A 25073-nucleotide genomic window follows, 5' to 3' on the forward strand; every position below is an offset into this window, starting at 1 on the left:
TCTATCAGATCTTTTCTCGACCCGATTTCCTCGGCGCTTTCCAGGTTCCCGCTCTCGCGTTTCCCTTTCCGGCGGTTCCGACTTTATCAGAAGTTTTCAGCCGGTCTGACCGGCTGCTCATTTCTGAGTAATTCGGAGGAGTGCTTCTCTCGGCCGCGTCCGCGGCTCTTGGGAAGCGAGTAGATTCTAAACGATCAGCCCCGAACCTGTCCAGTTCTAGGCAACTGTTTGAATCTACCTCCCCGCTCGCGCCGTGTCAACGGCTCTTGCGGGGCGATGGAGAGACTAGCAGCTCAGAGACCGTGGATGCACATCAGGCGGCCGTGGGCACGGTGGAACTCCGTTCGGTCGCCTCGACGTCCCCCGTCTCTCCGGCCCGCACCGCACGGCCGCCCAGGACGAAGACGTACGCCAGGAACGCCAGCTCGGCCGCGATCCCGATGCCGATCCGAGCCCAGGTGGGCAGGCCGGACGGGGTGACGAAGCCTTCGATGGCACCGGAGACGAAGAGGACGAGCGCCAGGCCGATGGCCATGCCGACCGCGGCTCGGCCCTCCTCGGCGAGGGCGACCCGTCGGGTGCGCGGCCCCGGGTCGATGAGGGTCCAGCCGAGGCGCAGACCGGTGCCGGCGGCGACGAACACCGCGGTCAGTTCGAGCAGGCCGTGCGGAAGGATCAGTCCGAGGAACGTGTCGAGGCGGCCGGCGGACGACATCAGGCCGAAGCCGACGCCCAGGTTGAGCATGTTCTCGAAGAGGATGAAGAGCACGGGCAGGCCCAGGAAGATGCCCAGAACCAGGCACATCGCCGCCGCCTGGGCGTTGTTCGTCCACACCTGGGCGGCGAAGGACGCCGCGGGGTGGCTCGAGTAGTAGGTCTCGTACTCGCCGCCGGGACGGGTCAGCTCGCGCAGCTGGCTGGGGGCCGCGATGGTCGACTGCACCTCCGGATGGGTGCCTATCCACCAGCCCAGGAGGATCGCGACGGCTGTGGAGACGAGCGCGGTGGGCACCCACCAGCGACGCGCGCGGTAGACCGCGGCGGGGAATCCCTGTCCCAGGAATCGTGTGACGTCCCGCCATGACGCACGGCGGGTGCCGGTCACGGCGCTGCGCGCGCGTGCCACCAGTTGGCTGAGCCTGCCGGTCAGCTGCGGGTCGGGAGCGCTGGACTGGATGAGGGAGAGGTGGGTGGCGGTGCGCTGGTAGAGGGCGACGAGCTCGTCCGCCTCGGTTCCGTTGAGCCGGCGCCGGCGGCGGAGCAGGGAGTCGAGGCGGTCCCACTCGGCGCGATGTGCGGCGACGAAGACGTCCAGGTCCATGGGGTCTGCCTGCTCCTCGGCTGGTCGTCCACTGCTCGTCGTGGAGGCTCTTGTTGCCGTCAGCTTGTCGTACTGCGGCGCGATGCGCCCTCAGCTTGGCAGACTTGCGGTTCACGGGGCAGGCCAGGGGAAGGACGACGGGCGTGAGTGAGCTGGTGACCGGCGAGGCGGTGGCACTCGAACTGCGGCCCGCGAAGCTGCCGAGCAGGGCGTTGGCCGTGTTGCTCGATCTGGTCGTGGCGGTGTTCGTGTACATGGCCGCGACGCTGGCGCTGGTGGCGGCGACGGCGTCCCTCGACGAGGCCGCTCAGGTCGCGCTGTCGATCGCCACCTTCCTGCTGGTGCTGGTGGGTGGGCCGATCGCGGTGGAGACGCTCAGTCACGGCCGTTCGCTGGGGAAGCTGGCGTTCGGGCTGCGTGTGGTGCGGGACGACGGTGGTCCCGTCCGGTTCCGGCACGCGTTGGTGCGCGGCGCCATCGGTGTGGTCGAGATCCTGATGACGTTCGGGGTGGTGGCCTGTATCGCCTCGCTGGTGTCGGCCCGGGGGCGCCGGCTCGGTGACGTGTTCGCGGGCACCCTGGTCGTGCGCGAGCGGATACCCGCCGGGCAGGCCGGTCAGGTGCCTCCGCCGCCGCCGTGGCTGTCGGGGCGGTTCGCCGAGCTGGACCTGTCGGCCGTACCGGACGGGCTGTGGCTCGCGATCCGGCAGTACCTGACCCGGATGCAGCAGCTGGACGCGCAGGTGTCCTGGGAGATGGCGCAGCGGCTCGCGGCGGACGTGGCGGCGCGCACCGGCGCTCCCGTGCCGCAGGGCGAGCACCCGGCGGCCTTTCTGGCCGCCGTGCTCCAGGAGCGGCAGTCCCGCGAGGCCCGGCTGGCGTTCGGCGGGACCGGGTCCGTCGCGGCGGGCCCGTCGTCCTCACCCTTCTCTCCGGGAGTGTCCGCGGAGCCTGTGGGGCCTTCGGCGGCGGGCGACGGTGCGCCCGGGGGCTTCGCGCCGCCGTCGACGCAGCCGCCCGCGCCGGGCATCCACGGGTCCCCGGTCGCCGCTGGGCCTCGGGTTCCCGTGCCGTCGTCTTCCGCGCCGGACGCACCGGTCCGTCCGGACGAGCCGCCGGCCGGTCGCCCCGCCACCGGATTCGCGCCGCCGGCCTGAAGCGTCGGCGGTCGCTCAGTCGAAGCTGGACGGCGGTGACTGGAGGTCCTCCAGTTCGATCCCGGGCGCGGACAGGACCACGTCCCCGGCGATGTGCACGGTGTGGCTCTCGCCCGTGTCCAGGGCTGTGACCTGGTATTCGTCCACGGTCAGGGGGCCGTTGTCAGTGGCGTGTGCTTCGCTCTTCAGCAAGGTCCAGGACTGGTCCAGGGTGCGGGGGGCGAGGACCGGGTCGGTGAATGCGACGAGGCGTACGCGGGTCGCCGAGGAGGGGGTGAGGCGCAGGAGTCGGGCGGTGGCGACGAGGAACGCGGGGGACGTGCCGGTGAAGGCGTGGGCGCGCACATTGCCTTCGGTGGCATGGGTTCCGGTGGCGTCGGTGCGGACCCAGGTGACGCCGTCGAGGGCGGCGCCTCGCACCTGCCAGCCTTCCGCGTGCAGTTCGAGGCGGATGGGGCGGCCGAGGTCGTCCAGGGTGAGGTCGACTGAGCCGCGGTGGTCACCGGCGAGGGTGGTCAGCTGGGAGACGTAGCGCCAGCCGGAGGGGCCGGGCGCGCACTGGAAGTGCTCTTCGGCGAAGGGGGTGTGATCGTGCGGATCGTGAAGCGAATATCGGCCGCGTGGCATGGGGGTCCTGGGTCTTGACGGGCCGGCGGTCCGGCTGCGGCTGCTGGTCCGGTCCGGGGCCAAAGGGGCAGGCCCCCGGCACGGGGGTGCGGGGGCCTGCCTCTGCGGATCTTGCGGACCTGCTGCCGGGGAGCGCGGCGGTGCACCGGTGTGCTCCCCGGCGGGCGGGACTGCGGACTCAGTAGCGGTAGTGGTCCGACTTGTAGGGGCCGTCGACCTCCACGCCGATGTAGGAGGCCTGCTCGGGGCGCAGCTTGGTGAGCTTCACGCCGAGGGCGTCCAGGTGGAGGCGGGCGACCTTCTCGTCGAGGTGCTTGGGCAGCACGTAGACGCCGGTCGGGTACTCGTCGGGCTTGGTGAACAGCTCGATCTGGGCCAGGGTCTGGTCCGCGAAGGAGTTGGACATCACGAACGACGGGTGACCGGTGGCGTTGCCGAGGTTCAGCAGACGGCCCTCGGACAGCACGATGATGACCTTGCCGTCGGGGAACGTCCAGGTGTGGACCTGCGGCTTCACCTCGTCCTTGACGATGCCCGGGATCTGGGCGAGGCCGGCCATGTCGATCTCGTTGTCGAAGTGGCCGATGTTGCCGACGATCGCCTGGTGCTTCATCTTCGCCATATCCGAGGCGAGGATGATGTCCTTGTTGCCGGTGGTGGTGACGAAGATGTCGGCGGTCTCGACGACCTCGTCCAGGGTGGTGACCTGGTAGCCGTCCATCGCCGCCTGCAGGGCGCAGATCGGGTCGATCTCGGTGATGATCACGCGGGCGCCCTGGCCGCGCAGGGACTCCGCGCAGCCCTTGCCCACGTCGCCGTAACCGCAGACGACGGCGGTCTTGCCGCCGATGAGGACGTCGGTGGCGCGGTTGATGCCGTCGACCAGGGAGTGGCGGCAGCCGTACTTGTTGTCGAACTTCGACTTGGTGACGGCGTCGTTGACGTTGATCGCGGGGAAGAGGAGGACGCCGTCGCGCTGCATCTCGTACAGACGGTGGACGCCGGTCGTGGTCTCCTCAGTGACGCCGCGGATCTCCGAGGCGAGCTGGGTCCACTTCTGGGGGTTCTCGCCCAGGGTGCGGTGCAGCAGCTGGAGGATGACGCGGTGCTCGTCGGACTCGGCGGTCTCCAGGCCGGGGACCTTGCCGTCCTTCTCGTACTCGACGCCCTTGTGGACGAGCAGGGTGGCGTCGCCGCCGTCGTCGAGGATCATGTTCGGGCCGCCGGTGGCGCTGTCAGGCCAGGTCAGCGCCTGCTCGGTGCACCACCAGTACTCCTCCAGGGTCTCGCCCTTCCAGGCGAAGACCGGGACGCCCTGCGGGTTGTCCGGCGTGCCGTTCGGACCGACGGCGATGGCGGCGGCCGCGTGGTCCTGGGTGGAGAAGATGTTGCAGGAGGCCCAGCGGACCCGCGCGCCGAGGGCGACCAGGGTCTCGATGAGGACGGCGGTCTGCACGGTCATGTGCAGGGAGCCGGTGACGCGGGCGCCGGCGAGGGGCTGGGCTTCGGCGTATTCCTTGCGGATCGCCATCAGGCCCGGCATCTCGTGCTCGGCGAGGGTGATCTCCTTGCGGCCGAACTCGGCCAGGGAGAGGTCGGCGACCTTGAAGTCCTGTCGGTTGTCGACAGTCGTCATTGGGAGCTGCTCCTCGGGGTTGGGTCGAGGGTGGGTACGGCTGGTCTGCGCGACGGCGGACACAGGAATGCCCGAGAAGAGGACACAGGCATGCCCACGTGCGCGCAGCGCAGTCCGTCGGAGGCCCTCTCTCCCTCGGCCGGTCCGCTTCGGGACCGCCCGACCGCCATCAGCAGCGACGTCTGGCTCCGTCCCAAGCTACACCGGGAGACGGGAGAGCCCCCAGTCCGCCTTCGACGAGTTCCCGTCAATCAGTGCCCGGCCGCGTGCGGAGTGGGGCCGCCAGGGGTGGCCTCCGGATCCGGGCCCTTGGCGGCCTCGGCCTCGCTGTAGATGTCGGGTTCCAGGTAGATCACGCGGGCGATGGGGACGGCCGTCCGGATACGGGCCTCGGCGGCGTCGATGGCCCGGGCGACCTCCGTGGCCGTGTCGTCGTGCTGGACGGCGATCTTGGCGGCGACCAGCAGTTCCTCGGGGCCGAGGTGGAGGGTGCGCATGTGGATGATCCGGGTGACGGTGTCGCCGTCGACGATCGCGGCCTCGATCTTCTTGACCTCCTCGAGGCCCGCGGCCTCGCCGAGGAGCAGCGACTTGGTCTCGGCGGCGAGCACGAGGGCGATGCAGACCAGCAGGACACCGATGCAGACCGTGCCGATGCCGTCCCAGACGCCGTCACCGGTGAGCAGGGCCAGGCCGACGCCGCCGAGGGCGAGGACCAGACCGATGAGCGCGCCGAAGTCCTCGAGGAGCACGACGGGCAGCTCGGGGGCCTTGGCGCGGCGGATGAACTGCGACCAGGACAGCTTGCCGCGGAGTTCGTTGGACTCCTTCATGGCCGTGCGGAAGGAGAAGCCCTCGGCGATGATCGCGAAGAGCAGGACCCCCACCGGCCAGTACCAGTGCTCGACCTCGTGGGGGTGGGTGATCTTCTCGTAGCCCTCGTAGATGGCGAACATGCCGCCGATGGAGAAGAGCACGATCGAGACGAGGAAGGCGTAGATGTAGCGCTCGCGGCCGTAGCCGAAGGGGTGCTGCGGGGTCGCCTCGCGCTGCGCCTTCTTGCCGCCGACGAGCAGCAGGAACTGGTTGCCGGAGTCGGCGACCGAGTGGACACCTTCGGCGAGCATCGACGACGAGCCGCTGAACGCGAAGGCCACGAACTTCGATGCCGCGATCGCGAGATTGGCGCCGAGTGCCGCCACGATCGCCCTGGTACCGCCTGACGCGCTCATGTGTCCGCGTTGTCCCTTCGCCCTCGTCCGTCTACGCCGTCCAGGCGTGTACCCGTCTTTGCCCGTGCTTTGCCGGTGGGCCATTGTTGCAGCCCGTCCGGGTGGCGACGCGTCAGGTGTCCACAACCCCGGTCATACGATCACAGTGGCCCGGAAGAGCGTGCCCGCGCCGGAGACCTCGGCCTTCTCGCCCGCGGGAACGAAGACCGACTGGCCGGGGGCCAGCTCGTGCTCGCCGGCCCGGACGGACCCGGCCGTGCAGAGCAGGATCTGCGGGGTGTCCAGGGTGAGGTCGTGGGCGGTGCCGCCCTCGGACAGGGCGTACCGGGAGAGCCGGAACTCGTCGATCGGGGTCTCGTAGACCTCCTCGCCGTCCGGGGAGGCCTCGGGGCGCAGGACGCCCGGGTCGCCCGCCTCGAAGCGGACGACGCGCAGCAGTTCGGGGACGTCGACGTGCTTGGGGGTCAGGCCGCAGCGCAGGACGTTGTCGGAGTTGGCCATGATCTCGACGCCGAGGCCGTCGAGGTAGGCGTGCGGGATGCCGGCGCCGAGGAACAGCGCCTCGCCGGGCTGCAGGCGGACGTGGTTGAGGAGCATGGCCGCGATGACGCCGGGGTCGCCCGGGTAGTGGTGGGCGAGGCCGGCGTAGGGGGCGTAGTCGCCGCCGAGGCGGGTGCAGGCGGCGGTGGCCTCGGCGACCGTGTGCGCCATCTCCTGCGGGTCGGCGGTGAGTACGGCGGTGAGGACCTCGCGGAGGGCCGCGTCCTCGGGGCGCGCCCGCAGCAGGTCCACGTACGGCTTCAGGGAGCCGACGCCGAGCCCGTCGAGCAGACCGGCCGCCTCGGCAGGGGCGCGGAACCCGCACAGGCCGTCGAACTCGGTGAGCGCGCAGATCAGTTCGGGCTTGTGGTTGGCGTCCTTGTAGTTGCGGTGCGGGGCGTCGACGGGGATGCCGCGGCGCTCCTCGTCGGCGAAGCCCTCCCCGGCCTGCCGCAGGTCGGGGTGCACCTGGAGGGAGAGGGGCGCGCCAGCGGCGAGGATCTTGAGCAGGAACGGCAGCCGCCGACCGAACCTGGCGACCGCCGCGGGGCCCAGTTCGCGCTCCGGATTCGCGTTGATGACCTCGACGAGCGTCCCGCGCGCGGTGCGTGAGGGGGCGCCCGGGTGGGCGCCCATCCACATCTCCGCCTGCGGTTCGCCGCTCGGCTCGACGCCGAGGAGGTGCGGGATGGCGGTGGTGGAACCCCAGGCGTAGGGGCGGACGGTGTTGTCGAGGCGGTCCATGTGGTTTCTCTGTCTCCGTACGTACGCGGCTCGGCCGGCGCCGGTGGTGTGCCGGTGCCGGCCGGTGTTCCGGTGATGAGGCGCGGGCGGCCCGGCCCGGGCGGGCCCGGATGGACCGCCCTGGGCAAGATCAGGCCCCGGAAGCGAGCGCCAGGTAAACGGCGGCGAAATCCGTGACGGCGATCAGCTCCGCGAGGGTCTCCAGCTCGTCGCCCTCCTCCGGTTCGAGTTCGCTGACCGGCGTGTCGTGGCTGAGCGCCAGGTCACGGGCGGCGGGGGCGGCGGTGAGGCCGCCGATCGGGCGGTCGCGCAGCAGCACCACGCGCGCGTGCATCGCGGGCGGCTCGTCCACGCGGTCACGGAAGAAGTCGTCCGGGTCGGCGCTGGCCGCGAGCGGGCCGGCCAGCAGGGCGCTGTGCTCGGCGAGCGCCTCGGGGAGTTCGGCGACGAGGGCGGGGCGGCCGGCCAGTTCGGCGAGGGCCGCGACGAAACGGCGGCCTGCGGGCCCGGTCGCGGGGCCCTCCGTCCACACGACGGGGAGGGCGTCGGCGAGTTCGGCGGCGAGGGTCTTGGCCGGGTTGCTGTAGGCCGCGATGGCCGGCCCGCAGCGCTCGGCGATGTGGTCCAGGCGGTCGGCGACCTTCTCCAGGGTGTCCGGCGGCGCGTCCAGCAGTCCGATGCGGTCCAGCAGCGCGAGCAGCGGGGTGAGCAGGGCCCAGAAGACGCCCGGGGAGGACGCGGCGAGGGGTTCTTCCTGGTCGTAGGGCGCCGTCGCCATCGGCACGAACATGCCGTGCGCCGCGGCGACCGCCTCGGCGAGCGGGGTGTCGGCCGGGGCGACGGCGACGACCGTGCAGCCCCGGCGGTAGGCCTGCTCGGCGAGCAGGGAGAGGCTGGGCTCGCTGCCGTCCGGGGTGGCGATGAGCAGCAGGTCGACGGAGCCGACCCAGCCCGGGATCTCCCAGCGCAGGGCACCGGCGGCGGGAGCGACGCCGGTGGGCGCCAGCCGGATGACGGGGCTGCCGGCGCCGGCCAGGGTGCCGAGCAGGTCGGCGGTGTGGGTGGCGGCGGCACCGGGGCCCGCGATCAGCACGGCGCGGGGGCGGCCGTCGGGCTTGAGCTGGGCCACGCCGGCCTCGGCGGCGTGCCGGACGGCGGTGCGTACGCGGGCGCCGGCCTCGGCCGCGCCGCGGAGGAGGCCGCGGCGGTCGGCGTCGGCGAGGCCCTCCGGACTGTCGAGCAGCGATTCGTCGAGCATGGGCGGCAGCCTCCGATCGCCGGGGTCCTGTGCGGGGTTCGAACGCGGGTGGGCGCCTCGTCGGTGCGCGGCGGCGGCGCCGCGGAGCGGGCGGGGCGGGAGCGCCGCGGTTACGCGGGGCGGCGGGCCTCGTCGACGAGCAGGACCGGGATGCCGTCGCGGACCGGGTATGCCAGGCCGCAGTCCTGACCGGTGCAGATCAGCTCGGTGTCCTGCTCCTTGAGGGGGGCGTGACAGGCGGGGCAGGCGAGGATCTCCAGAAGGCCGGCTTCGAGCGGCATGAGGGTGTCCCTTCGGGGCGGAAGTTCTATTGCCGATGTGCTGGTCAGCGTACCGCTGGTGGCGGGGTGGGGCCGGGCCTGCTGGTGCGGGCGGAAGGCGCGCTGCCCGCCTGACCCCGGTCCACCCGGCCCCGGTGCGGGTCGGGCGGGCGGCTCAGGCCCTGATGATCGCCAGGGCCTCGTCGCGGATCCGGATCATCGTCGCCTCGTCCTTCGCCTCGGCGTTCAGGCGCAGCAGCGGCTCCGTGTTGGACGGGCGGACGTTGAACCACCAGTCGGCGGCGGAGACCGTGAGGCCGTCGAGGTCGTCGAGCTCGATGCCCGGGCGGCCCTCGTAGGCGGCGCGGATCGCGGCGAGGCGGGCGGCCTGGTCGGCGACGGTGGAGTTGATCTCGCCGGAGCCCGCGTAGCGGTCGTACTGGGCGGTCAGGGCGGACAGCGGCCCGTCCTGGCCCCCGAGGGCCGCGAGGACGTGGAGGGCGGCCAGCATGCCCGTGTCGGCGTTCCAGAAGTCCTTGAAGTAGTAGTGCGCGGAGTGCTCGCCGCCGAAGATCGCGCCGGAGCGGGCCATCTCGGCCTTGATGAAGGAGTGCCCGACACGGGTGCGGACCGGGGTGCCGCCGTTCTCCTTCACCACCTCCGGAACGGTGCGGGACGTGATCAGGTTGTGGATGACGGTGCCGCTGCCGCCGGTGCGGGCCAGTTCGCGCGCCGCGACCAGGGCGGTGATCGCGGACGGGGAGACCGGGTCGCCGTTCTCGTCCACGACGAAGCAGCGGTCGGCGTCTCCGTCGAAGGCGATGCCCAGGTCGGCGCCCTCCGCGGGGACCCGCTTCTGCAGGTCCACGATGTTGGCCGGGTCGAGGGGGTTGGCCTCGTGGTTCGGGAAGGTGCCGTCCAGTTCGAAGTACATCGGCACGAGGGTCAGGGGCAGGCCGGCGAAGACGGTGGGGACCGTGTGGCCGCCCATGCCGTTGCCGGCGTCGACGACGACCTTCAGGGGGCGGACGGCGGTGAGGTCGACGAGGGACCGCAGGTGGGCCGCGTAGTCCTCCAGCGTCTCGCGGGTGGTGAGGGTCCCCGGCTCGGCGGCCGGCCCGGGTGCGCCCGACTCCAGCCACCGCTCGACGAGTTCGCGGATCTGCGTCAGGCCCGTGTCCTGGCCGACCGGGGCGGCGCCCGCGCGGCACATCTTGATGCCGTTGTACTGCGCCGGGTTGTGGGAGGCCGTGAACATCGCGCCCGGCAGGTTCAGCGCGCCCGAGGCGTAGTAGAGCTGGTCCGTCGAGCACAGGCCGATCTCGGTGACGTCCGCCCCGTGGTCGGCGGCGCCGCGCGCGAAGGCGCGGGACAGGCCGGGGGACGAGGGGCGCATGTCGTGGCCGACGACGATGGCCGTCGCGTCCGTCACCTCGGCGAAGGCGGCGCCGAAGAGGGCGGCCAGCGGCTCGTCCCACTGGTCCGGGACCACTCCGCGTACGTCGTACGCCTTCACGATCTGCGACAGATCAGCAGCCACGGCCAACCCTCCTGAAGTCCTATGGGTGCCCACAAACTACCCGTCGGGGGTGAGAGGCGGGTGTGCGGACACCCGCCGGACGCTCAGCGGAGGGGCAACCGGGCGGCGCGGGGCGGGCAAGTGGGCTCGCGGGCCGTCCGGGTGGGTGCCGGATCGGTTCTCCGCGGGATGCGGAGTCAGTTGTCCGGTGAGCGCAGGATGCGCAGGTGCCCGCGGCGGGCGACCTCCATGGGGTCCGGCGTACGGGCCCCGCCGCCGCCCGCCTCGGCCGCCCGCTGCTGGGGGCGGGCCGCCTCGCGCACGGCGTTGGCGAGCGCTTCCAGGTCGTCCCCGCTGGGCCGCGCGGGCGCGGAGCCGTCCAGGAGCCGGACGACCTCCCAGCCGCGGGGCGCGGTGAGGCGCTCGGAGTGCTCGGCGCACAGGTCGTAGCAGTGGGGCTCGGCGTAGGTGGCGAGCGGGCCGAGGACCGCGGTCGAGTCGGCGTAGACGTACGTCAGCGTCGCGACGGCGGGTCGGCCGCAGGCGGTGCGCGAACAGCGACGTACAGGGCTCACGACGATGGACGGTACCGCACTCTTGAGCGGGCCGCGACGACTCTCCTCCAGGTCACGCCACCGTGTCGGACTGTGAGACGCCCCACAGGCACCTCCGAACGGACCCTGCTGACCTGCGGGTACGGGGTCGGACCGGGTTCCGGGCGGGGAGGCGTTCGGTCACGAGTCAGCACAAACATCGTCAAATGCCTTGAGTCAACCGGTCTTGGAGGGTTACGGAAACGAGCCAGACCTTGGCTTGAATGGTCAACCTCTGACATGCCCGATGGCCCGTGTTTCGCCGCGCCCGGCGACACGGAGTGCCGGTGGCCGGTTGCCGCGTGGGGTCGGGCGGGCGGAGCGTGCGGGGACTAGGCTTCTGCGGTGATGGACAACCGTGTACCGCCCCGCGCCGCCGGCCCCGGGCCCCGTCGCCGTGATCGTCACGGACGGGGCATGCGAGGGCCGATCGCGCCGCCGCAGGTGCCGCTGGCGGCCAGCCGCGCCGAGGTGTTCGCGGACCTGGTGCAGGACTCCGTGGAGCGTCTCGAGCGGCGGTGGCCGCAGCTGGCCGACATGGACTTCATGGTGCTCGAGGTGCCGCGGCTCGGGGGCCGGGACGCGGACCTCTGGGGCGACGAGGCCGTGCCGCTGGGCGGGATCATTCCCGCACGGGACGGGCGGCGGGCCCGGGTCGTGGTGTACCGGCGGCCGGTGGAGATCCGCACCAAAGGGCGGGACGAGCGGGCCGCGCTGGTGCACGAGGTCGTGGTGGAGCAGGTGGCGGAGCTGCTGGGACTGACTCCGGAGACGGTTGATCCCCGGTACGGGGAGGACTAGGGCCGCGCCCCGCCGCAGGCGTCCCCCGAGCCGCGGCGGCTCGGCCGCGGCTCGGGGGACGCGTGCCCCGGGTCACTTCTGCAGGAGGGACAGGTCCTCTTCCGTCCGGGGGACCGAGACCAGGCCCCGGTCACTGGGCAGGGTCTGGACGGTGAAGGCCGGGACGCCGGCCGCCGTGGACGTGAGGGTGCGCGCGGCGTAGAGGGGGCCGCCGGAGACGGGTTCCACCGTCAGGGCGTAGGTGCCCTTCAGACCGGACGGGACGAGGGCCGGGATGTCCTGCGTGGTGCCGGACTTGACGGTGAAGGTCTTCGTCACCGGGGTACCGCCCTCGCTGCCCGCCGAGGCCGTGACCTTCACCGTGGTGGTGGCCGTGGGCGCGGTCAGGGAGAGGGTCGAGGTCTTGCCGCGGTTGTCTGCCGACGTGGCCCGCTTGCCGACGGGGGCGGTGGCGGGGATGAAGGCCGTCTCCTGCTTGGCCCCCTTGCCCCGGACCACGCGCAGGGCCGCCACCACGGGCACGGACTGGTCGGTGGGCGTGAGCACCAGGGAGCCCGCCTCGCCACGGGTGACGTCGCCGAGGTCGGCCGAGGTCGTCATCCCGGCCTTGACGTGCAGGGTCTCGTTCCCGGCCGGGGTGATCAGGCCGTCGGGCGAGGCCAGGCGGACCTTCAGGTCCGCGTCGGTGTCGCCGGGGGTGAAGGCGATCAGGCGGACGTCGGTGGCGTCCTTGGGGATGCCGGGCAGCACCAGGCTGCCGGAGGGATCGTCCGCCGCGGCCAGCCAGTCGCCGCCCACCTTGTCGTCCAGTGCCTGCACCGCCGCGCCGACCCGGCCGCTGCGCACGCTGACGTGCACGGTCAGATCGCTCTGCCGTTCGTCGGTGAGCGTGGAGAGCAGGACGGGCTCGCTCCCGTGCGCCGGGATCGTGAAGCCGTCCGTGACCGAGGACTTGATCGCGCCGTCCTTGCCGTACAGCTCGATGTCGACGACGGCGGCCGAGTCCTCCGGGTTGGTGAGGTGCACGTAGTCGGTGCGGCCGGCGGCCGTGCTGGCGCCGGGGAACCAGAACTCGGTGTCCGGGGCCGTGCAGTTGACGCCCTGCAGCCCACGGCCGGTGCCCGCGACCACCTCGGTGGTCTCCTGCACCGTCCAGCCGGGCGCGTACCTGCCGTCGGCGGTGCCGATCTGCGCCGGGGACTCGGCGCCCGAGGTGTCGCCGGTGGCCGGCGTGCCGGGGTTCTTCGGGGTGAGGACCGCCTTGGCGGGCTTCTTGGCGTCCCCGCCCTTCTTCGACCCGCCCGCGCCGTCTGACTGCTCGTCGGCCGCCTGGAGTTGTGCCTTGCCGCCGCTCGCCGTGCCCCTCGTGACGGGCGTGAACGACGTGTACGAGGTGTCGGCGATGTCGGAGGAACTGGGCGCGGGGCACAGCAGGCTGGTGCGCTCCACGGGCAGTTCCGCGGCGGCCTCGGCCGGGGCCGCGCCGGACGCGGACGGGGTGTCGAGCGCGGCGAAGGCGGTGACGGCGGCCAGCGCGGTCGTGCAGGCGATCAGGGACAGGGTCGTGCGGTTCACTGCTGGCTCCCGTCGGGGCGCTCGCTGCCGGTGCCGTACTGCTGCTGGGCCGGGTCGTAACCCTGCTGGTACGCCTGCTGCTCGGCCGTGCCGCCGTAGGCGTAGGGGTCGTACTGGCCGTTCTGGTAGGCGTCGGCCCCGTACGCCTGCTGGTCGTAGCCCTCGGCCGGGTACTGCCCGGCTTCCTGGTACTGGCCGGCATCCTGGTACTGGCCGGTGCCGTAGCCGGGGTAGTCGCCGCTCGCGTAGTCCCACTCGCCGTACGCCGGCTGCTGGGGGACGGCCGCGGGGGCCTGCTGCGGGGGTGGCGGCACGTCGGCGGGACCGGGCTGGTGCGGGACGGCCGCCTCGGGCTCCTCCGGGACGGCGGCCTCCTCGGCCTGGGCGCGCAGCCGGCGGGCGCGGCGGCCCTCGCCGGCGGTGGCCTCGGCGGGCACCGGCTCCTCCTCGGGCAGGTCGTCGTCGATGTCGCGGCGGCGGCCGGGCAGGGCGAGGACGACCAGGACGACGGCCAGCGCGCCCTGTGCCCACAGCCAGGCGGTGTGGGTGATCGGGTCGTCGTGCACGACGTCCAGCCGGCCGCCGGTGGAGGGCAGTTGGAAGCCCTGCGCCCAGCCGTCGACCGTGGTGGAGGTGAGCGGCTTGCCGTCCAGGGTGGCCGTCCACCCGTCGGAGGCGGCGTCGGCCAGCCGCAGCACACGGCCGCCGGAGCCGGAGGGGACGGTCGTGTGGATCTCCACGGGCCCGGAGGCGACGGATTGCGCGACGCCGGTGCCGCCCGCCGGCACGATGGTGGCGCGGGAGACCTGCTGGTCGACGCGCCAGAGGGCGCTGCCGTCCTGTTGGCTGAGCCGGCTCAGGCCGGGTGTGGCGTCCAGGACGCGGGTGATGTCGCGGGGCGCGCCCTTGTGGACCAGGACGTAGCGCACGGCGAAGCCGCCGAGCTGGCCCGCCTGGTCGGCGCCGGAGCCCGCGACCAGGTTGGCGACGACCTTGTCGAGCCTGGCGTTCTCGCCGTCGGTGGCGGCGAGTTCGGCGTCTCCCATCCGGGCGCCGGAGCCGCGGACCAGGCTGTAGCGCACGCGTGCGGTGGAGTCGCTGTCCAGGACCAGGGTGCGGGCCTGGTCGCGGGTGGTGGCGTCCTCGGCGACGAACGCGGGGACCTGCACCGGGTCGCGGCGCTCCAGCGGGCCGTCGGCGCCGCCGATCATCCAGCCGGCGGCGACGAGCAGCGGGCCCGCGGCCGAGGCGAAGGCGATCAGGGCGGCGACGGGCTGGCGCCAGCCGAAGCTCTGCTCGGCGACGCGCGCGCGGGCCCCGTCGGCGCCGAGCGCGGCGGCGGACAGCAGGGCGATGCCGTAGACGAGGGTGGCCGGTCCGGCCCACGTGGAGCGGTTGGACAGGACGGCGAAGACGAGGGCCACGAGGGCGACCGCCCAGGCGGTCCGGATGCCCAACTGGCGTTCGGAGCGCAGCAGTGCGGCAAGGGCGGCGAGGACGATGCCGATGAGCATCAGGCCGTCGACGGTGCCGGGGCCGCCCGGGCCCGCGCCGAGCAGGTCGAGCGCGGAGGCGCTGGAGGCGCCGTACTCCAGGCCCGCCTCCGTGAAGAAGCCGGTCGGGAGCAGCGTCAGCGACCAGGGGGCGAGGATCAGCAGCGGGGTGCCGAGCTGGGCGAGGAAGCGCAGGCCGTGGGCGACGAGGTCGCCGCGGCGCAGGACCAGCACACCGGTGCCGAGGATCAGCGCGATGGGCCAGACGATCGGGGTGAACGCCGTGGTGATGGTCAGCAGCAGCGCGTACGCCCAGGTGGCGCGCCAGCTGCCGCGCGCACCGGAGGCGCGGGTGAGGCCGCTCGCGGCGATGCCCGCGCGCGCGATGAGCGGCAGCAGCACGGCGAGGACGGCGGTGCCGATGCGGCCGCCGGCCAGGGCGCCGGTGGCGGCGGGCAGGAAGGCGTAGGCGATCGCGGCCCAGGCGCGCAGCAGGCGGGAGGTGACCAGGGGCCGGGAGGCGAAGTAGGCGGTGAGGCCGGCCAGCGGGACCGAGCAGACCAGCAGCACGGTGACGGCGAGTCCGGTGGAGCCGAACAGGATCGAGGCGAGGGTCGCGACGATGGCGAGGTAGGGCGGTGCGGCGGCGGTGCCGCCGGCGCCCACCGGGTGCCAGGCGTCCAGGTAGCGGGACCACAGGTCGCCGGCGCTCGCCGGGGCGGGCAGCAGGGCCCCGCCCGCGAGGGCGCCGCCGCCGAGCAGGGCGCGGCAGGCGACGAGCGAGACCAGCAGCAGGGCCAGAAAGAGCACCGGGCCGGGCTTGCGGGCGATCCGCTTCAGCCGGGCGAACTGCTCGATCTCCAGGAAGTCGGCGTCGTCGCCGCCGGGCCCGGACTCCACGGCGCCGCCGTGCCGGCCGGCCGAGGAGGTCTCGCTGTCGGAGCGGCCGGAGAAGTTGCCCGCGACCTGTTCCACGGTGGCGCGGATGGTCGCGCCGGGGGGCGGGAAGAGCCGGCGCAGCTCGGTCTTGTCGATCTGGGAGGGGCCGCGGCGGCGCCGGCCGGCGAGGATCCGCTCGGGCCGCAGCAGGGTTCCCAGGAGACCGCGGATCTCGTCGACGGCCTGCCCGGGGACCTTGCCGACCAGGTAGGCGACGGTCCTCAGCAGGGTGCCGAGGACGAGCCGCAGCAGCACCCAGGGCAGCGCGGCCGTGCGGGTGTTGACGAGCAGGGTGTAGATGGCGCCGGCCTTGTCGACCTTGTGCGGGGAGGCGGCGGTGCGGCCAACGCAGTCGACGGTGCGGCGCTCGCGGGAGGCCGCCTCGGCGTGTCGCACGACGGCGTCCGGGGCGACGAGGACCCGGTGGCCGGCCGTGTGGGCCCGCCAGCACAGGTCGACGTCGTCGCGCATCAGGGGCAGCCGGCGGTCGAATCCGCCGAGCTGTTCGAAGACGTCGCGGCGGACGAGCATGCCGGCGGTGGAGACGGACAGCACGGTGCGGACGTGGTCGTGCTGGCCCTGGTCCTGCTCCCGGCGGTCCAGGCCGGTCCAGCGGCGGCCGGAGTTGGCGATGGAGACGCCGACCTCCAGCAGCTGCCTGCGGTCGTACCAGCCGCGCAGCTTGGGACCGACGATCGCCACGTCGTCGCGGCCGAGTTCGAGTTCGTTGTCGACGACCCGCAGCAGCTGCGCGAGGGCGTCGGGTTCGGGGGCGCAGTCGTCGTGCAGCAGCCAGAGCCACTGGACGGGCTCGCCGTGCGGCAGTTCGGGCAGGTCGTAGGCGTCGTCGCGCCACGAGCGCGTGACCGGGTCCCAGCCGCTGGGGCGCCTGAGGTAGGGAAGCTCGTCGGGGGTGAGGAGGGGGGCGATGCGGCTCGCCTCCTCCACCGCCTGGCCGAAGCCGGTGCGCCGGGCCAGGTGCAGCACGCGGTCGTCGCCGAGGGCCTCGGCGACCAGCTGGGCGGAGTCGTCCGCGCTGCCGGTGTCGGCCGCCACCGCGTTCTGGACGGGGCGCTCCTGGCCGAGCAGTCCGGCCAGCGCGTCGGGCAGCCAGCGGGCGCCGTCGTGGGAGACGAGGACCGCCGTCACCACATGACGCGGGAACTCAGGATGGGCAGCCGGGTCTTGAGCTGCCGTTTGGCTGTGCACGGACATCGAGGTACGGGCCCCGGTTCGATGGACTGCGGTGGACGCCTGTGCCCCGAGGGGACAGCGGTGCGTCTCGGACGAGCGACCACACTATCGGCTGACCATGAGGACGACCCGCCGCCTGTGGATAACCCACGGGCGACGGGCCGTTCGCGACATGTGCTGGGGTGCCGTCCGGCCGCTCGGCGGTGCGGCGGCCGCAGGGGCGACCGGGCGCCGGTCAGACGGCGGCCTTCTTCAGCCGGCGGCGCTCACGCTCGGACAGACCGCCCCAGATGCCGAAGCGCTCGTCGTTGGCGAGGGCGTACTCGAGGCATTCGGAGCGCACCTCGCAGGCGAGGCAGACCTTCTTCGCCTCTCTCGTCGAGCCGCCCTTCTCGGGAAAGAAGGACTCGGGGTCGGTCTGGGCGCACAGTGCGCGCTCCTGCCAGCCGAGTTCCTCGTCCGCGTCGTCGACCAGCAGTTGCTGCACCAGCTCGGTCATGTGCGCCCCTCGTCTGTCTCCACGTCCCCGTGCGTAGCCGCTACCGATTTCGGCTGAACGACACGAGTGAAATTACAAGTGTGCTGCTCCGGGCGAGTCAAGCCGAGATCTGCTATTGAGCCCGTTATTCACTCTGCGGAACCAAGGCCGTGCGGAAAGTGTTCAAATCGCCTTAAACCCTGACACACAGAAAAGGGCCCGTTGGGGCGGCGGACCCCGCACAGCTCCCTGTACGAAGAAGGACGCCCCCGCGTTCGATCTCGTTCCGGGAGGCTCGAGCGCTCGGTTGTGCGCCATGTGTCCCGGGATCCGGGTGAACAAACCTTTCACCTGACAGATGAACCGGATGAGGTGAACCATGTCGCACTTTCCGGGCGCCGAGTTGACAGTCCGGGTGTGAGCCGGTGTCCTTGTGGGCATGCTCGCGAACTTGGCGCCCGTCTCGACCCGCACCGCCGGGTCCCTCGGTGCCGCACGCGCGCGCTGTAGCTGTTGTTGCTGTCCCAGCTGTTGAGCCCATCGCGCTCCGGCTGCTCCCGAGTCCACCCCGGCTCGGCCGCGTTTCCCTGTCCTTGACCCTCATCCGGGACACCTCTCCTCGCCCGCGACCCGGGCGGACGCAGAGCGACACCCAGCCCCCACTCTCCGCCGAGGAACCCCCTCACCCGATGAACAGCGACAACGACCTCCAGATCGCCGGCGACATCCTCGAAGTCCCGCACCTGCTCCAGCCGCCGCGTGAGCACCCCGCCACCGTCGCCGAGTTCGTGGGCCTCGCCCGCGCCATCGCCGCCGACCGCTCCCAGTGGGCGCACCTCGTCCGCTACGACGCCGCCACCCGCTGGTACCACCGGCTCCGCACCGGCCCCGGCTACGAGGTCTGGCTGCTGTCCTGGGTGCCCGGGCAGGGCAGCGGACCGCACGACCACGGCCGTTCCTCCGGTGTCCTCACCGTCCTGGACGGGACGCTGACCGAGCGCACCGGGCGGGGCACGCGCGCGCTGGCGGCCGGCGCCCAGCGGGTGTTCGCGCCGGGCTATGTGCACGAGGTGGTGAACGACGCGCTGGAGCCCGCGGTGAGCCTGCACGTCTACTACCCGGGCCTGACCGAGATGCCGATGCACGACTCCCCGCACTGCGAGGCGCGCACCGGACCGCGTCCGGTGACTGCCTGACACGATGTCGCACCCGCCTGCGAGAATCGGCGCATGCGCATTGTGGTTCTGGCAGGCGGCATCGGTGGTGCCCGGTTCCTGCGCGGTCTGAAGCGGGCCGTGCCGGACGCGGACGTCACGGTCATCGGCAACACCGGCGACGACATCCACCTCTTCGGGCTGAAGGTCTGCCCGGACCTCGACACGGTGATGTACACGCTGGGCGGCGGCATCAACGAGGAGCAGGGCTGGGGGCGGACGGACGAGACCTTCCACCTCAAGGAGGAACTGGCGGCCTACGGGGTCGGCCCGGAGTGGTTCGGGCTCGGCGACCGGGACTTCGCCACGCACATCGTGCGGACGCAGATGCTGGGCGCCGGCTTTCCGCTGAGCGCGGTCACCGAGGCGCTCTGCGACCGCTGGAAGCCGGGGGTGCGGCTGATCCCGATGACCGACGACCGCGTGGAGACCCATGTGGCCGTGGACATCGACGGCGAACGCAAGGCGATCCACTTCCAGGAGTACTGGGTGCGGCTGCGCGCCTCGGTCGCCGCCGAGGCGGTCGTGCCGGTCGGCGCCGAGCAGGCCAAGCCGGCGCCGGGCGTCCTGGAGGCCATCGCGGAGGCGGACGTCATCCTCTTCCCGCCGTCCAACCCGGTCGTGTCCATCGGCACCATCCTGGCCGTGCCCGGTGTCCGGGAGGCGATCGCGGAGGCCGGCGTGCCCGTGGTGGGCCTTTCCCCCATCGTGGGGGACGCGCCGGTGCGCGGGATGGCCGACAAGGTGCTCGCCGCCGTGGGCGTGGAGTCCACGGCCGCCGCGGTCGCCGAGCACTACGGCTCGGGGCTGCTGGACGGCTGGCTGGTCGACACCGTGGACGCGGGCGTGGTGGAGCGGGTGGAGGCGGACGGGATCCGCTGCCGGGCCGTGCCGCTGATGATGACCGACGTGGACGCGGCCGCGCAGATGGCGCGGGAGGCGCTGGCGCTGGCCGAGGAGGTGCGGGGAGCGTGAGCGGTCAGCGCCCCGAGTACCGGGTCTGGGCCCCGTCCGGAATCGCCGAGGTACGGCCGGGCGACGACCTGGCCAAGCTGATCGCCGCCGCCGAGCCCGGGCTGGCCGACGGGGACGTGCTGCTCGTCACGTCCAAGATCGTGTCCAAGGCGGAGGGCCGCCTCGTCCGGGCGGACGACCGCGAGGCCGCGATCGACGCGGAGACCGTGCGGGTGGTGGCCCGGCGCGGCCCCCTGCGCATCGTCGAGAACCGGCAGGGCCTGGTGATGGCGGCCGCCGGGGTCGACGCCTCCAACACTCCTTCCGGCACCGTGCTGTTGCTCCCCGAGGACCCCGACGCGTCGGCGCGCGCGATCCGCGACGGACTGCGCGACGCCCTCGGCGTCCGGGTCGGCGTCGTCGTCACCGACACCTTCGGCCGGCCCTGGCGCGCGGGACTCACCGACGTCGCGATCGGCGCCGCCGGGGTGCGCGTGCTGGACGACCTGCGCGGCGGCACGGACGCGCACGGCAACCCGCTCGGCGCCACCGTCGTCGCCACCGCCGACGAACTGGCCGCCGCGGGCGACCTGGTCAAGGGCAAGGCCGCCGGACTCCCGGTCGCCGTGGTCCGCGGGCTGCCCCACGTGGTGGACGGCGGGGACGGCGAGGGGGCGCGGGCGCTGGTGCGCGACGCCCGGGACGACATGTTCCGGCTCGGCACGTCCGAGGCGGTGCGGGAGGCCGTGACCCAGCGCCGTACCGTACGGGCCTTCACCGACGAGCCCGTCGACCCCGGCGCGGTACGACGCGCGGTGGCCGCGGCGGTCACCGCGCCGGCCCCGCACCACACCACGCCCTGGCGGTTCGTACTGCTGGAGTCCGAGGAGTCGCGGGTGCGGCTGCTCGACGCGATGCGGGACGCCTGGATCGCCGACCTGCGCCGGGACGGCAAGAGCGAGGAGTCCATCGCCAAGCGGGTCCGGCGCGGGGACGTGCTCCGCAACGCGCCGTACCTGGTCGTGCCGTGCCTCGTCATGGACGGCTCGCACACCTACGGCGACGCGCGGCGGGACGCCGCCGAGCGGGAGATGTTCGTGGTCGCGACGGGCGCGGGCGTGCAGAACCTCCTGGTCGCGCTGGCCGGGGAGCGGCTGGGCTCGGCCTGGGTGTCTTCGACGATGTTCTGCCGGGACACGGTGCGCGAGGTGCTGGGACTGCCCGCGGACTGGGACCCCATGGGCGCGGTGGCGGTGGGCCATCCGGCAGGGGAACCGCGGCCGCGCCCGGAGCGGGGCGCGGAGGCGTTCATCGAGGTGCGGTGAGGCCGGTGGGCGAAGTCGCGTCCGGCACGCCCGGCGACCGCCTAGTCTCTTAGGACAGCCCGGCACCCCGAGGAACCACCAGTGGCAGGACGATTCGCTCCGCGTCCCACGCTCCCCCACAGCCCGAAAGGCGTGGGAGGGGCCCCCAAGCCTGTGCGCGGCGGGCACGTCGGTGTGCCCGCCGCCGGGATACCCCGGCAGGCCGCGGGGCCGGCCCGGGTGCGGCGCTGGACGCCGGAGGGGCCGCTGGACCTCGGCCTGGTGCTCGGTCCGCTGCGGCGCGGGCCGGGCGATCCGACGTTCCGGACCACGCCGGACGGGTCCGTGTGGCGGGCCACCCTGACACCGGCCGGCCCGGGCACGCTGCGGGTGCGCGCGTACGGCGGCGAGGTGCTCGGTGAGGCGTGGGGGCCGGGTGCGCAGTGGCTGCTGGAGCAGTTGCCCGGGCTGCTGGGAGCCGCCGACGATCCGGACGCTTTCGTGCCCCGGCACCGGGTGGTGGCGCTGGCGCGGCACCGGCGGCCGGGGCTGCGGCTGACGCGGACCGGGCTGGTGCTGGAGTCACTGATCCCGTCGGTGCTGGAGCAGAAGGTCACGACCGACGAGGCGTACCGTGCGTGGCGCCTGCTGGTGCGGAGGTTCGGGGAGCCGGCGCCCGGCCCCGCGGGGGCGTTCGAGCGGCCGATGTGGGTGATGCCCGCGGCGCGGACGTGGGCGCTGATTCCCTCCTGGGACTGGCACCGGGCCGGCGTCGACGACAAGCGGGCCTCGACGATCCTGCGGGCCGTGCGGGTGGCCGCGCGGCTGGAGCAGGCGGTGGGGATGCCGGCGGCCGAGGCTCGGGCGCGGCTGGAGGTCGTGCCGGGGATCGGGCCGTGGACGTCGACGGAGGTGGTGCAGCGCAGTCACGGGGCGGCGGACGAGGTGACCGTCGGGGATCTGCATCTGCCGGGGATCGTGGGGTGGGTGCTGGGGCGGAACCGGGACGCGGACGACGCGGAGATGCTGCGGCTGCTTGAGCCTTATGCGGGGCAGCGGCATCGGGCGGCCCGGCTGATTCTGCTCAGTGGGCAGGGGCCGCGGCGGCGGGCGCCGAAGATGCCTCGGGTGGATATCGGGTTGCTTTGAGCTCCGCTGGGCTGGGCCGGCTTTGACGGGTGCTCGGCGACGGAGCGGCTGGAGGTGCCTCGCTCGCCCGCGCTTGTCAGGTGCTCGGCGTTGGTGCCGGCCCAGGGGGTTTCGCTCGCCCGCGCTCGCGGGGTGCCTCCCCCACTCTCGGCTTCGCTCGAGCAGCGGGACCCCCACCGCCCACCCGTACCGCCCCTAGCGGCACGCATGCCCGTAGCGGGGACGGGGCCGGCGCACCGAGCTGGGCGGGGTACGCATCCTGTGGGGCGGGCCGGAAGCCCCAAGCTGGGCGGAATGCGCATGCCCGCAGCGGGGGCGGGCCCGGCGTCCCTCGCTGGGCGGAGTACGCATGCCCGCAGCCGGGCGGGCCCGGCGCACACAGCTTGGGCGGCTCTGAGGGTTACTGGTCTGAGGAGAAGCGGAGAGCGGCCTGGGGGATGTGGGCGTCGCACCAGACTCGGACGCCCTCGCGGAGTTCGTTGTCGGGGCCGACCACCGCGCCGTCGCCGATGACCGTGCCGGTGAGGACGGAGCGTTCGCCCACCCGGGCGCGGCTGCCGATGAGGGAGTCGGTGATGACGGCGCCGGGCTCGATGACCGCGCCGGGCAGGATCGTGGAACCGGAGACCCGGGCGCCGTCCGCGACGAACGCGCCCTCGCCGACCACCGTGCCCCCGGTCAGCTTGGCGTTCGGGGCGACGACGGCCGTGGGCAGCACCAGCCGGTCGCCGCAGCGGCCGGGGACGGCCGGCGACGGGGCCCGGCCGAGGACCAGGTCGGCGGAGCCGCGCACGAAGGCCGCGGGCGTACCGAGGTCGAGCCAGTACGTCGAGTCCACCATGCCCTGCAGGTGGGCCCCGGCGGACAGCAGCTCCGGGAAGGTCTCGCGCTCGACGGAGACCGGACGGCCCGCCGGGATGGTGTCGATCACCGAGCGGCGGAAGACGTACGCCCCCGCGTTGATCTGGTCGGTGACGATCTCCTCCGGCGTCTGCGGCTTCTCCAGGAAGGCGAGCACGCGGCCGGTGCCGTCGGTGGGGACCAGTCCGTAGGCGCGCGGGTCCGTCACCTTCGTCAGGTGCAGGGAGACGTCCGCGCCCGTCGACTCGTGGGTGTCGACCAGGGCCCGGATGTCCAGGCCGGTCAGGATGTCGCCGTTGAAGACCAGTACCGGGTCGTCGGGCCCGGAATGCAGACGCGAGGCCACGTTGCGGATGGCGCCGCCGGTGCCGAGGGGCTCCACCTCGGTGACGTACTCGATGTGCAGGCCCAGCGCGGCGCCGTCGCCGAAGTAGGGCTCGAAGACCTCGGCGAGGTAGCTCGTGGCGAGGACGATGTGCTCGACGCCCGCCGCTCTCGCTCGCGCGAGCTGGTGCGTGAGGAACGGCACCCCGGCCGCCGGGACCATGGGCTTGGGCGTGTGCACCGTGAGCGGACGCAGCCGGGTGCCTTTGCCGCCGACCAGGAGGATCGCTTCTGTCACCTGTCGTCTCTGCTTCCTGCCGGGACCGGCCGAACTTCTCGTTTCGGCCGGTCAGTGTATGCAGACCGGCCGGCGACACCTCCGCCGGCCGCGCGGTGTCCGGCGGGATCGGCGCCAGGATTCCCTCCACTGCGCGCACGGCCGCGACGGCGGCCGTGACGCGGCCTCAGCGGCCCTGGTACCGCGCGGCGCTGGAACGGGCCGAGCCGAGCTTGGCGTAGAGCCGCTTGCCCGGGCAGTCGGTGGCGAATCCGTCCCTATGTCCCGAGATCACGTTGAGTCGTACGCTTTTCCCCTTCGGGTAGAGATTGCCACCGCCCGATGTCAGATATGTCTTCCCGCGCGGATTGGCGCCGTAGAGGCCGAGTTTCCACGCGGTGAGCTTGGCGACGGCCTTCACGGCGGCGCCGGACGGCTTGCTCGAGTTGTAGCTGCCGATGACGGCGACACCCATGCTGTTGCTGTTGAACCCGAGGGTGTGGGCGCCCAGGACGGCCTTCGCCACTCCCCCGGCCCGGCCCTCGTAGATGGTTCCGCACTTGTCGACGAGGAAGTTGTAGCCGATGTCCCGCCAGCCCATGCTCTTGACGTGGTAGCGGTAGATGCCGCGGATGACGGACGGGGCCTGCGAGCAGGAGTAGTTGTTGCCCGTGGACGTGTGGTGCACGAAGGCCGCCTTGATCTTCTTCGTGTAGACGAAGCCGCGCCCGCGCAGTGACTCGTCCGCGCCCCAGCCCCGGCGCGTCACGATTCCCGGACGGGGCCCGATGTAGGGCTTGGCCCGGGGCGCGCCGACGTCCGCGCCCTCCAGTTCGCCGTCGGCCCACAGCCGGTCCATCTCGCGCTCGGTGTCGCGCCTGCTCAGCGCGGGGAGGGTACGGGGGCTGTCCGCCTGCGGGCCCTGGGCCGTCGTCCCGCCGCCGGGGTCGACGAGTTCCAGGCGCAGCCCGGACGGCAGGGCCGGGCCCGGGTCGCCGCCCCGGCCGCGGCCCGCGACGGCGCGGCCCGGCGCCGCGTCGGCGCGCACCCGTACGTCCACGCCGTCCGAGTCGCCCACCCACAGCGGCGCGGTGGCTCCGCGCACCCGGCCGGAGGAGCGTTCGGCGGTGGCCGGGTCGGCGCCGTGCTCCTCGTTGTGCGTATCGACGTCCTGCCAGCCGGACCACTTGCCGGACGCCGCCGACCGGGTGCGCACCTGCACCGCGCCGCGCAGTGCGGTGTCCGGGTCGTCCCAGATCACCCCGACGAGCGAGAAGTGCCGTACGTCGGTGCGGAACAGGCCCTGTTCGGGGGCGCTCCCCGGGGTGCGCTCCTGGTCGAGCGGGGCCAGTGGCAGTGACTGGGTGCTGCCCGGGACCGCGGCCCCGGCCGGACTCCCCGCGCGCGGGGACGCGGCGGTCGCGGGCAGGGCGGCCGGGAGGACGAGGGCGGCCGCGCAGGTGACGCCGATCGAGGTGGCGCCTACCGGGAGGCTGAGGAATCCACGCATGCCCTTGATCCTGGACACGCCCGCCGCGGCCCGCCATCGGGGAACTGACGGTGCGTCGGCGGCCGTTGCGCCGAACCGGTGGCCCCGGCACGCGGTGCGCGGGGCCGCCCCGG

General features: G+C 73.2%; 20 protein-coding genes. 6 read left to right on the top strand and 14 right to left on the bottom strand.

What is annotated here, in order from left to right:
* Positions 1-313 precede the first annotated feature (313 nt).
* Positions 314-1321 (bottom strand): stage II sporulation protein M, encoded by a 1008-nt coding sequence (locus ACZ7JA_RS20355; RefSeq protein ID WP_351664627.1) that lies wholly within the window; start codon positions 1319-1321, stop codon positions 314-316.
* Positions 1322-1464: 143 nt separating this feature from the next.
* On the opposite strand from ACZ7JA_RS20355, the gene ACZ7JA_RS20360 reads away from it, so the two are divergent.
* Complete coding sequence (locus tag ACZ7JA_RS20360) at positions 1465-2478, top strand: RDD family protein (RefSeq protein ID WP_470809597.1); 1014 nt, start codon at positions 1465-1467, stop codon at positions 2476-2478.
* Between the two features lie 15 nt (positions 2479-2493).
* On the opposite strand, the gene ACZ7JA_RS20365 is transcribed toward ACZ7JA_RS20360, so the two are convergent.
* The 8 genes from ACZ7JA_RS20365 to ACZ7JA_RS20400 all read right to left on the bottom strand — a co-directional run bounded on the left by ACZ7JA_RS20365 (position 2494) and on the right by ACZ7JA_RS20400 (position 10869).
* Positions 2494-3105 (bottom strand): hypothetical protein, encoded by a 612-nt coding sequence (locus tag ACZ7JA_RS20365; protein WP_389449748.1) that lies wholly within the window; start codon positions 3103-3105, stop codon positions 2494-2496.
* A gap of 178 nt (positions 3106-3283) precedes the next feature.
* Positions 3284-4741 carry an adenosylhomocysteinase gene (gene ahcY, locus ACZ7JA_RS20370; RefSeq protein ID WP_351664633.1) on the bottom strand — a complete coding sequence of 486 codons (1458 nt, stop codon included), beginning with the start codon at positions 4739-4741 and terminating at the stop codon, positions 3284-3286.
* 251 nt (positions 4742-4992) lie between these two features.
* Positions 4993-5973 (bottom strand): cation diffusion facilitator family transporter, encoded by a 981-nt coding sequence (locus ACZ7JA_RS20375; protein ID WP_351664635.1) that lies wholly within the window; start codon positions 5971-5973, stop codon positions 4993-4995.
* 132 nt (positions 5974-6105) lie between these two features.
* Positions 6106-7257 carry a mannose-6-phosphate isomerase, class I gene (gene manA, locus ACZ7JA_RS20380; RefSeq protein WP_470809600.1) on the bottom strand — a complete coding sequence of 384 codons (1152 nt, stop codon included), beginning with the start codon at positions 7255-7257 and terminating at the stop codon, positions 6106-6108.
* 130 nt (positions 7258-7387) lie between these two features.
* Positions 7388-8515, bottom strand: a complete 1128-nt coding sequence (locus ACZ7JA_RS20385) for an SIS domain-containing protein (protein ID WP_470809601.1) — start codon at positions 8513-8515, stop codon at positions 7388-7390.
* 110 nt (positions 8516-8625) lie between these two features.
* Positions 8626-8796, bottom strand: a complete 171-nt coding sequence (locus ACZ7JA_RS20390; protein ID WP_007382472.1) for a Trm112 family protein — start codon at positions 8794-8796, stop codon at positions 8626-8628.
* A 154-nt stretch (positions 8797-8950) separates the two neighbouring features.
* A complete protein-coding gene (locus tag ACZ7JA_RS20395) occupies positions 8951-10315 on the bottom strand; it encodes a phosphomannomutase/phosphoglucomutase (protein WP_450751982.1) in 1365 nt (454 codons plus the stop codon).
* 176 nt (positions 10316-10491) lie between these two features.
* Positions 10492-10869: a DUF3499 domain-containing protein gene (locus tag ACZ7JA_RS20400; RefSeq protein WP_250404864.1), complete on the bottom strand. Its 378-nt coding sequence runs from the start codon at positions 10867-10869 to the stop codon at positions 10492-10494.
* Positions 10870-11235: 366 nt separating this feature from the next.
* Here ACZ7JA_RS20400 and ACZ7JA_RS20405 point away from each other — a divergent pair, with 366 nt between their 5' ends.
* The gene (locus tag ACZ7JA_RS20405; RefSeq protein ID WP_470810034.1) at positions 11236-11688 is read left to right on the top strand and encodes a metallopeptidase family protein; all 453 of its coding nucleotides are present in this window, start codon (positions 11236-11238) and stop codon (positions 11686-11688) included.
* Between the two features lie 72 nt (positions 11689-11760).
* On the opposite strand, the gene ACZ7JA_RS20410 is transcribed toward ACZ7JA_RS20405, so the two are convergent.
* The 3 genes from ACZ7JA_RS20410 to ACZ7JA_RS20420 form a co-directional block, all read right to left on the bottom strand.
* A complete protein-coding gene (locus ACZ7JA_RS20410) occupies positions 11761-13263 on the bottom strand; it encodes a DUF5719 family protein (RefSeq protein ID WP_470809602.1) in 1503 nt (500 codons plus the stop codon).
* Positions 13260-16910 carry a glycosyltransferase family 2 protein gene (locus ACZ7JA_RS20415; protein WP_470809603.1) on the bottom strand — a complete coding sequence of 1217 codons (3651 nt, stop codon included), beginning with the start codon at positions 16908-16910 and terminating at the stop codon, positions 13260-13262. Before ACZ7JA_RS20415 ends, ACZ7JA_RS20410 begins: the two co-directional genes overlap by 4 nt.
* Positions 16911-17124: 214 nt before the next feature.
* Positions 17125-17388, bottom strand: coding sequence for a WhiB family transcriptional regulator (locus tag ACZ7JA_RS20420; protein ID WP_003975777.1), 264 nt, complete (start codon positions 17386-17388; stop codon positions 17125-17127).
* Positions 17389-18056: 668 nt separating this feature from the next.
* Between ACZ7JA_RS20420 and ACZ7JA_RS20425 the strand changes: the two genes are divergently transcribed.
* The 4 genes from ACZ7JA_RS20425 (at position 18057) to ACZ7JA_RS20440 (ending at position 21988) form a co-directional block, all read left to right on the top strand.
* Positions 18057-18563 carry a cysteine dioxygenase gene (locus ACZ7JA_RS20425; protein WP_351664647.1) on the top strand — a complete coding sequence of 169 codons (507 nt, stop codon included), beginning with the start codon at positions 18057-18059 and terminating at the stop codon, positions 18561-18563.
* Positions 18564-18596: 33 nt separating this feature from the next.
* Entirely contained in the window at positions 18597-19556 is a 960-nt protein-coding gene (gene cofD, locus ACZ7JA_RS20430; protein ID WP_351664649.1) for a 2-phospho-L-lactate transferase, read from the top strand.
* Positions 19553-20860, top strand: coding sequence for a coenzyme F420-0:L-glutamate ligase (locus ACZ7JA_RS20435; RefSeq protein ID WP_470809604.1), 1308 nt, complete (start codon positions 19553-19555; stop codon positions 20858-20860). Before cofD ends, ACZ7JA_RS20435 begins: the two co-directional genes overlap by 4 nt.
* A gap of 81 nt (positions 20861-20941) precedes the next feature.
* Complete coding sequence (locus tag ACZ7JA_RS20440) at positions 20942-21988, top strand: DNA-3-methyladenine glycosylase family protein (protein ID WP_389449768.1); 1047 nt, start codon at positions 20942-20944, stop codon at positions 21986-21988.
* Positions 21989-22388: 400 nt separating this feature from the next.
* Here the strand turns inward: ACZ7JA_RS20440 and manB are convergent, their stop codons facing one another.
* Both manB and ACZ7JA_RS20450 read right to left on the bottom strand, forming a co-directional pair.
* A complete protein-coding gene (gene manB, locus ACZ7JA_RS20445) occupies positions 22389-23471 on the bottom strand; it encodes a mannose-1-phosphate guanylyltransferase (RefSeq protein WP_389306503.1) in 1083 nt (360 codons plus the stop codon).
* A 166-nt stretch (positions 23472-23637) separates the two neighbouring features.
* Positions 23638-24960 carry a peptidoglycan recognition protein family protein gene (locus ACZ7JA_RS20450; protein ID WP_403682427.1) on the bottom strand — a complete coding sequence of 441 codons (1323 nt, stop codon included), beginning with the start codon at positions 24958-24960 and terminating at the stop codon, positions 23638-23640.
* Positions 24961-25073: the final 113 nt, after the last annotated feature.

It is taken from the genome of Streptomyces sp. NPDC038135 (assembly GCF_055601245.1).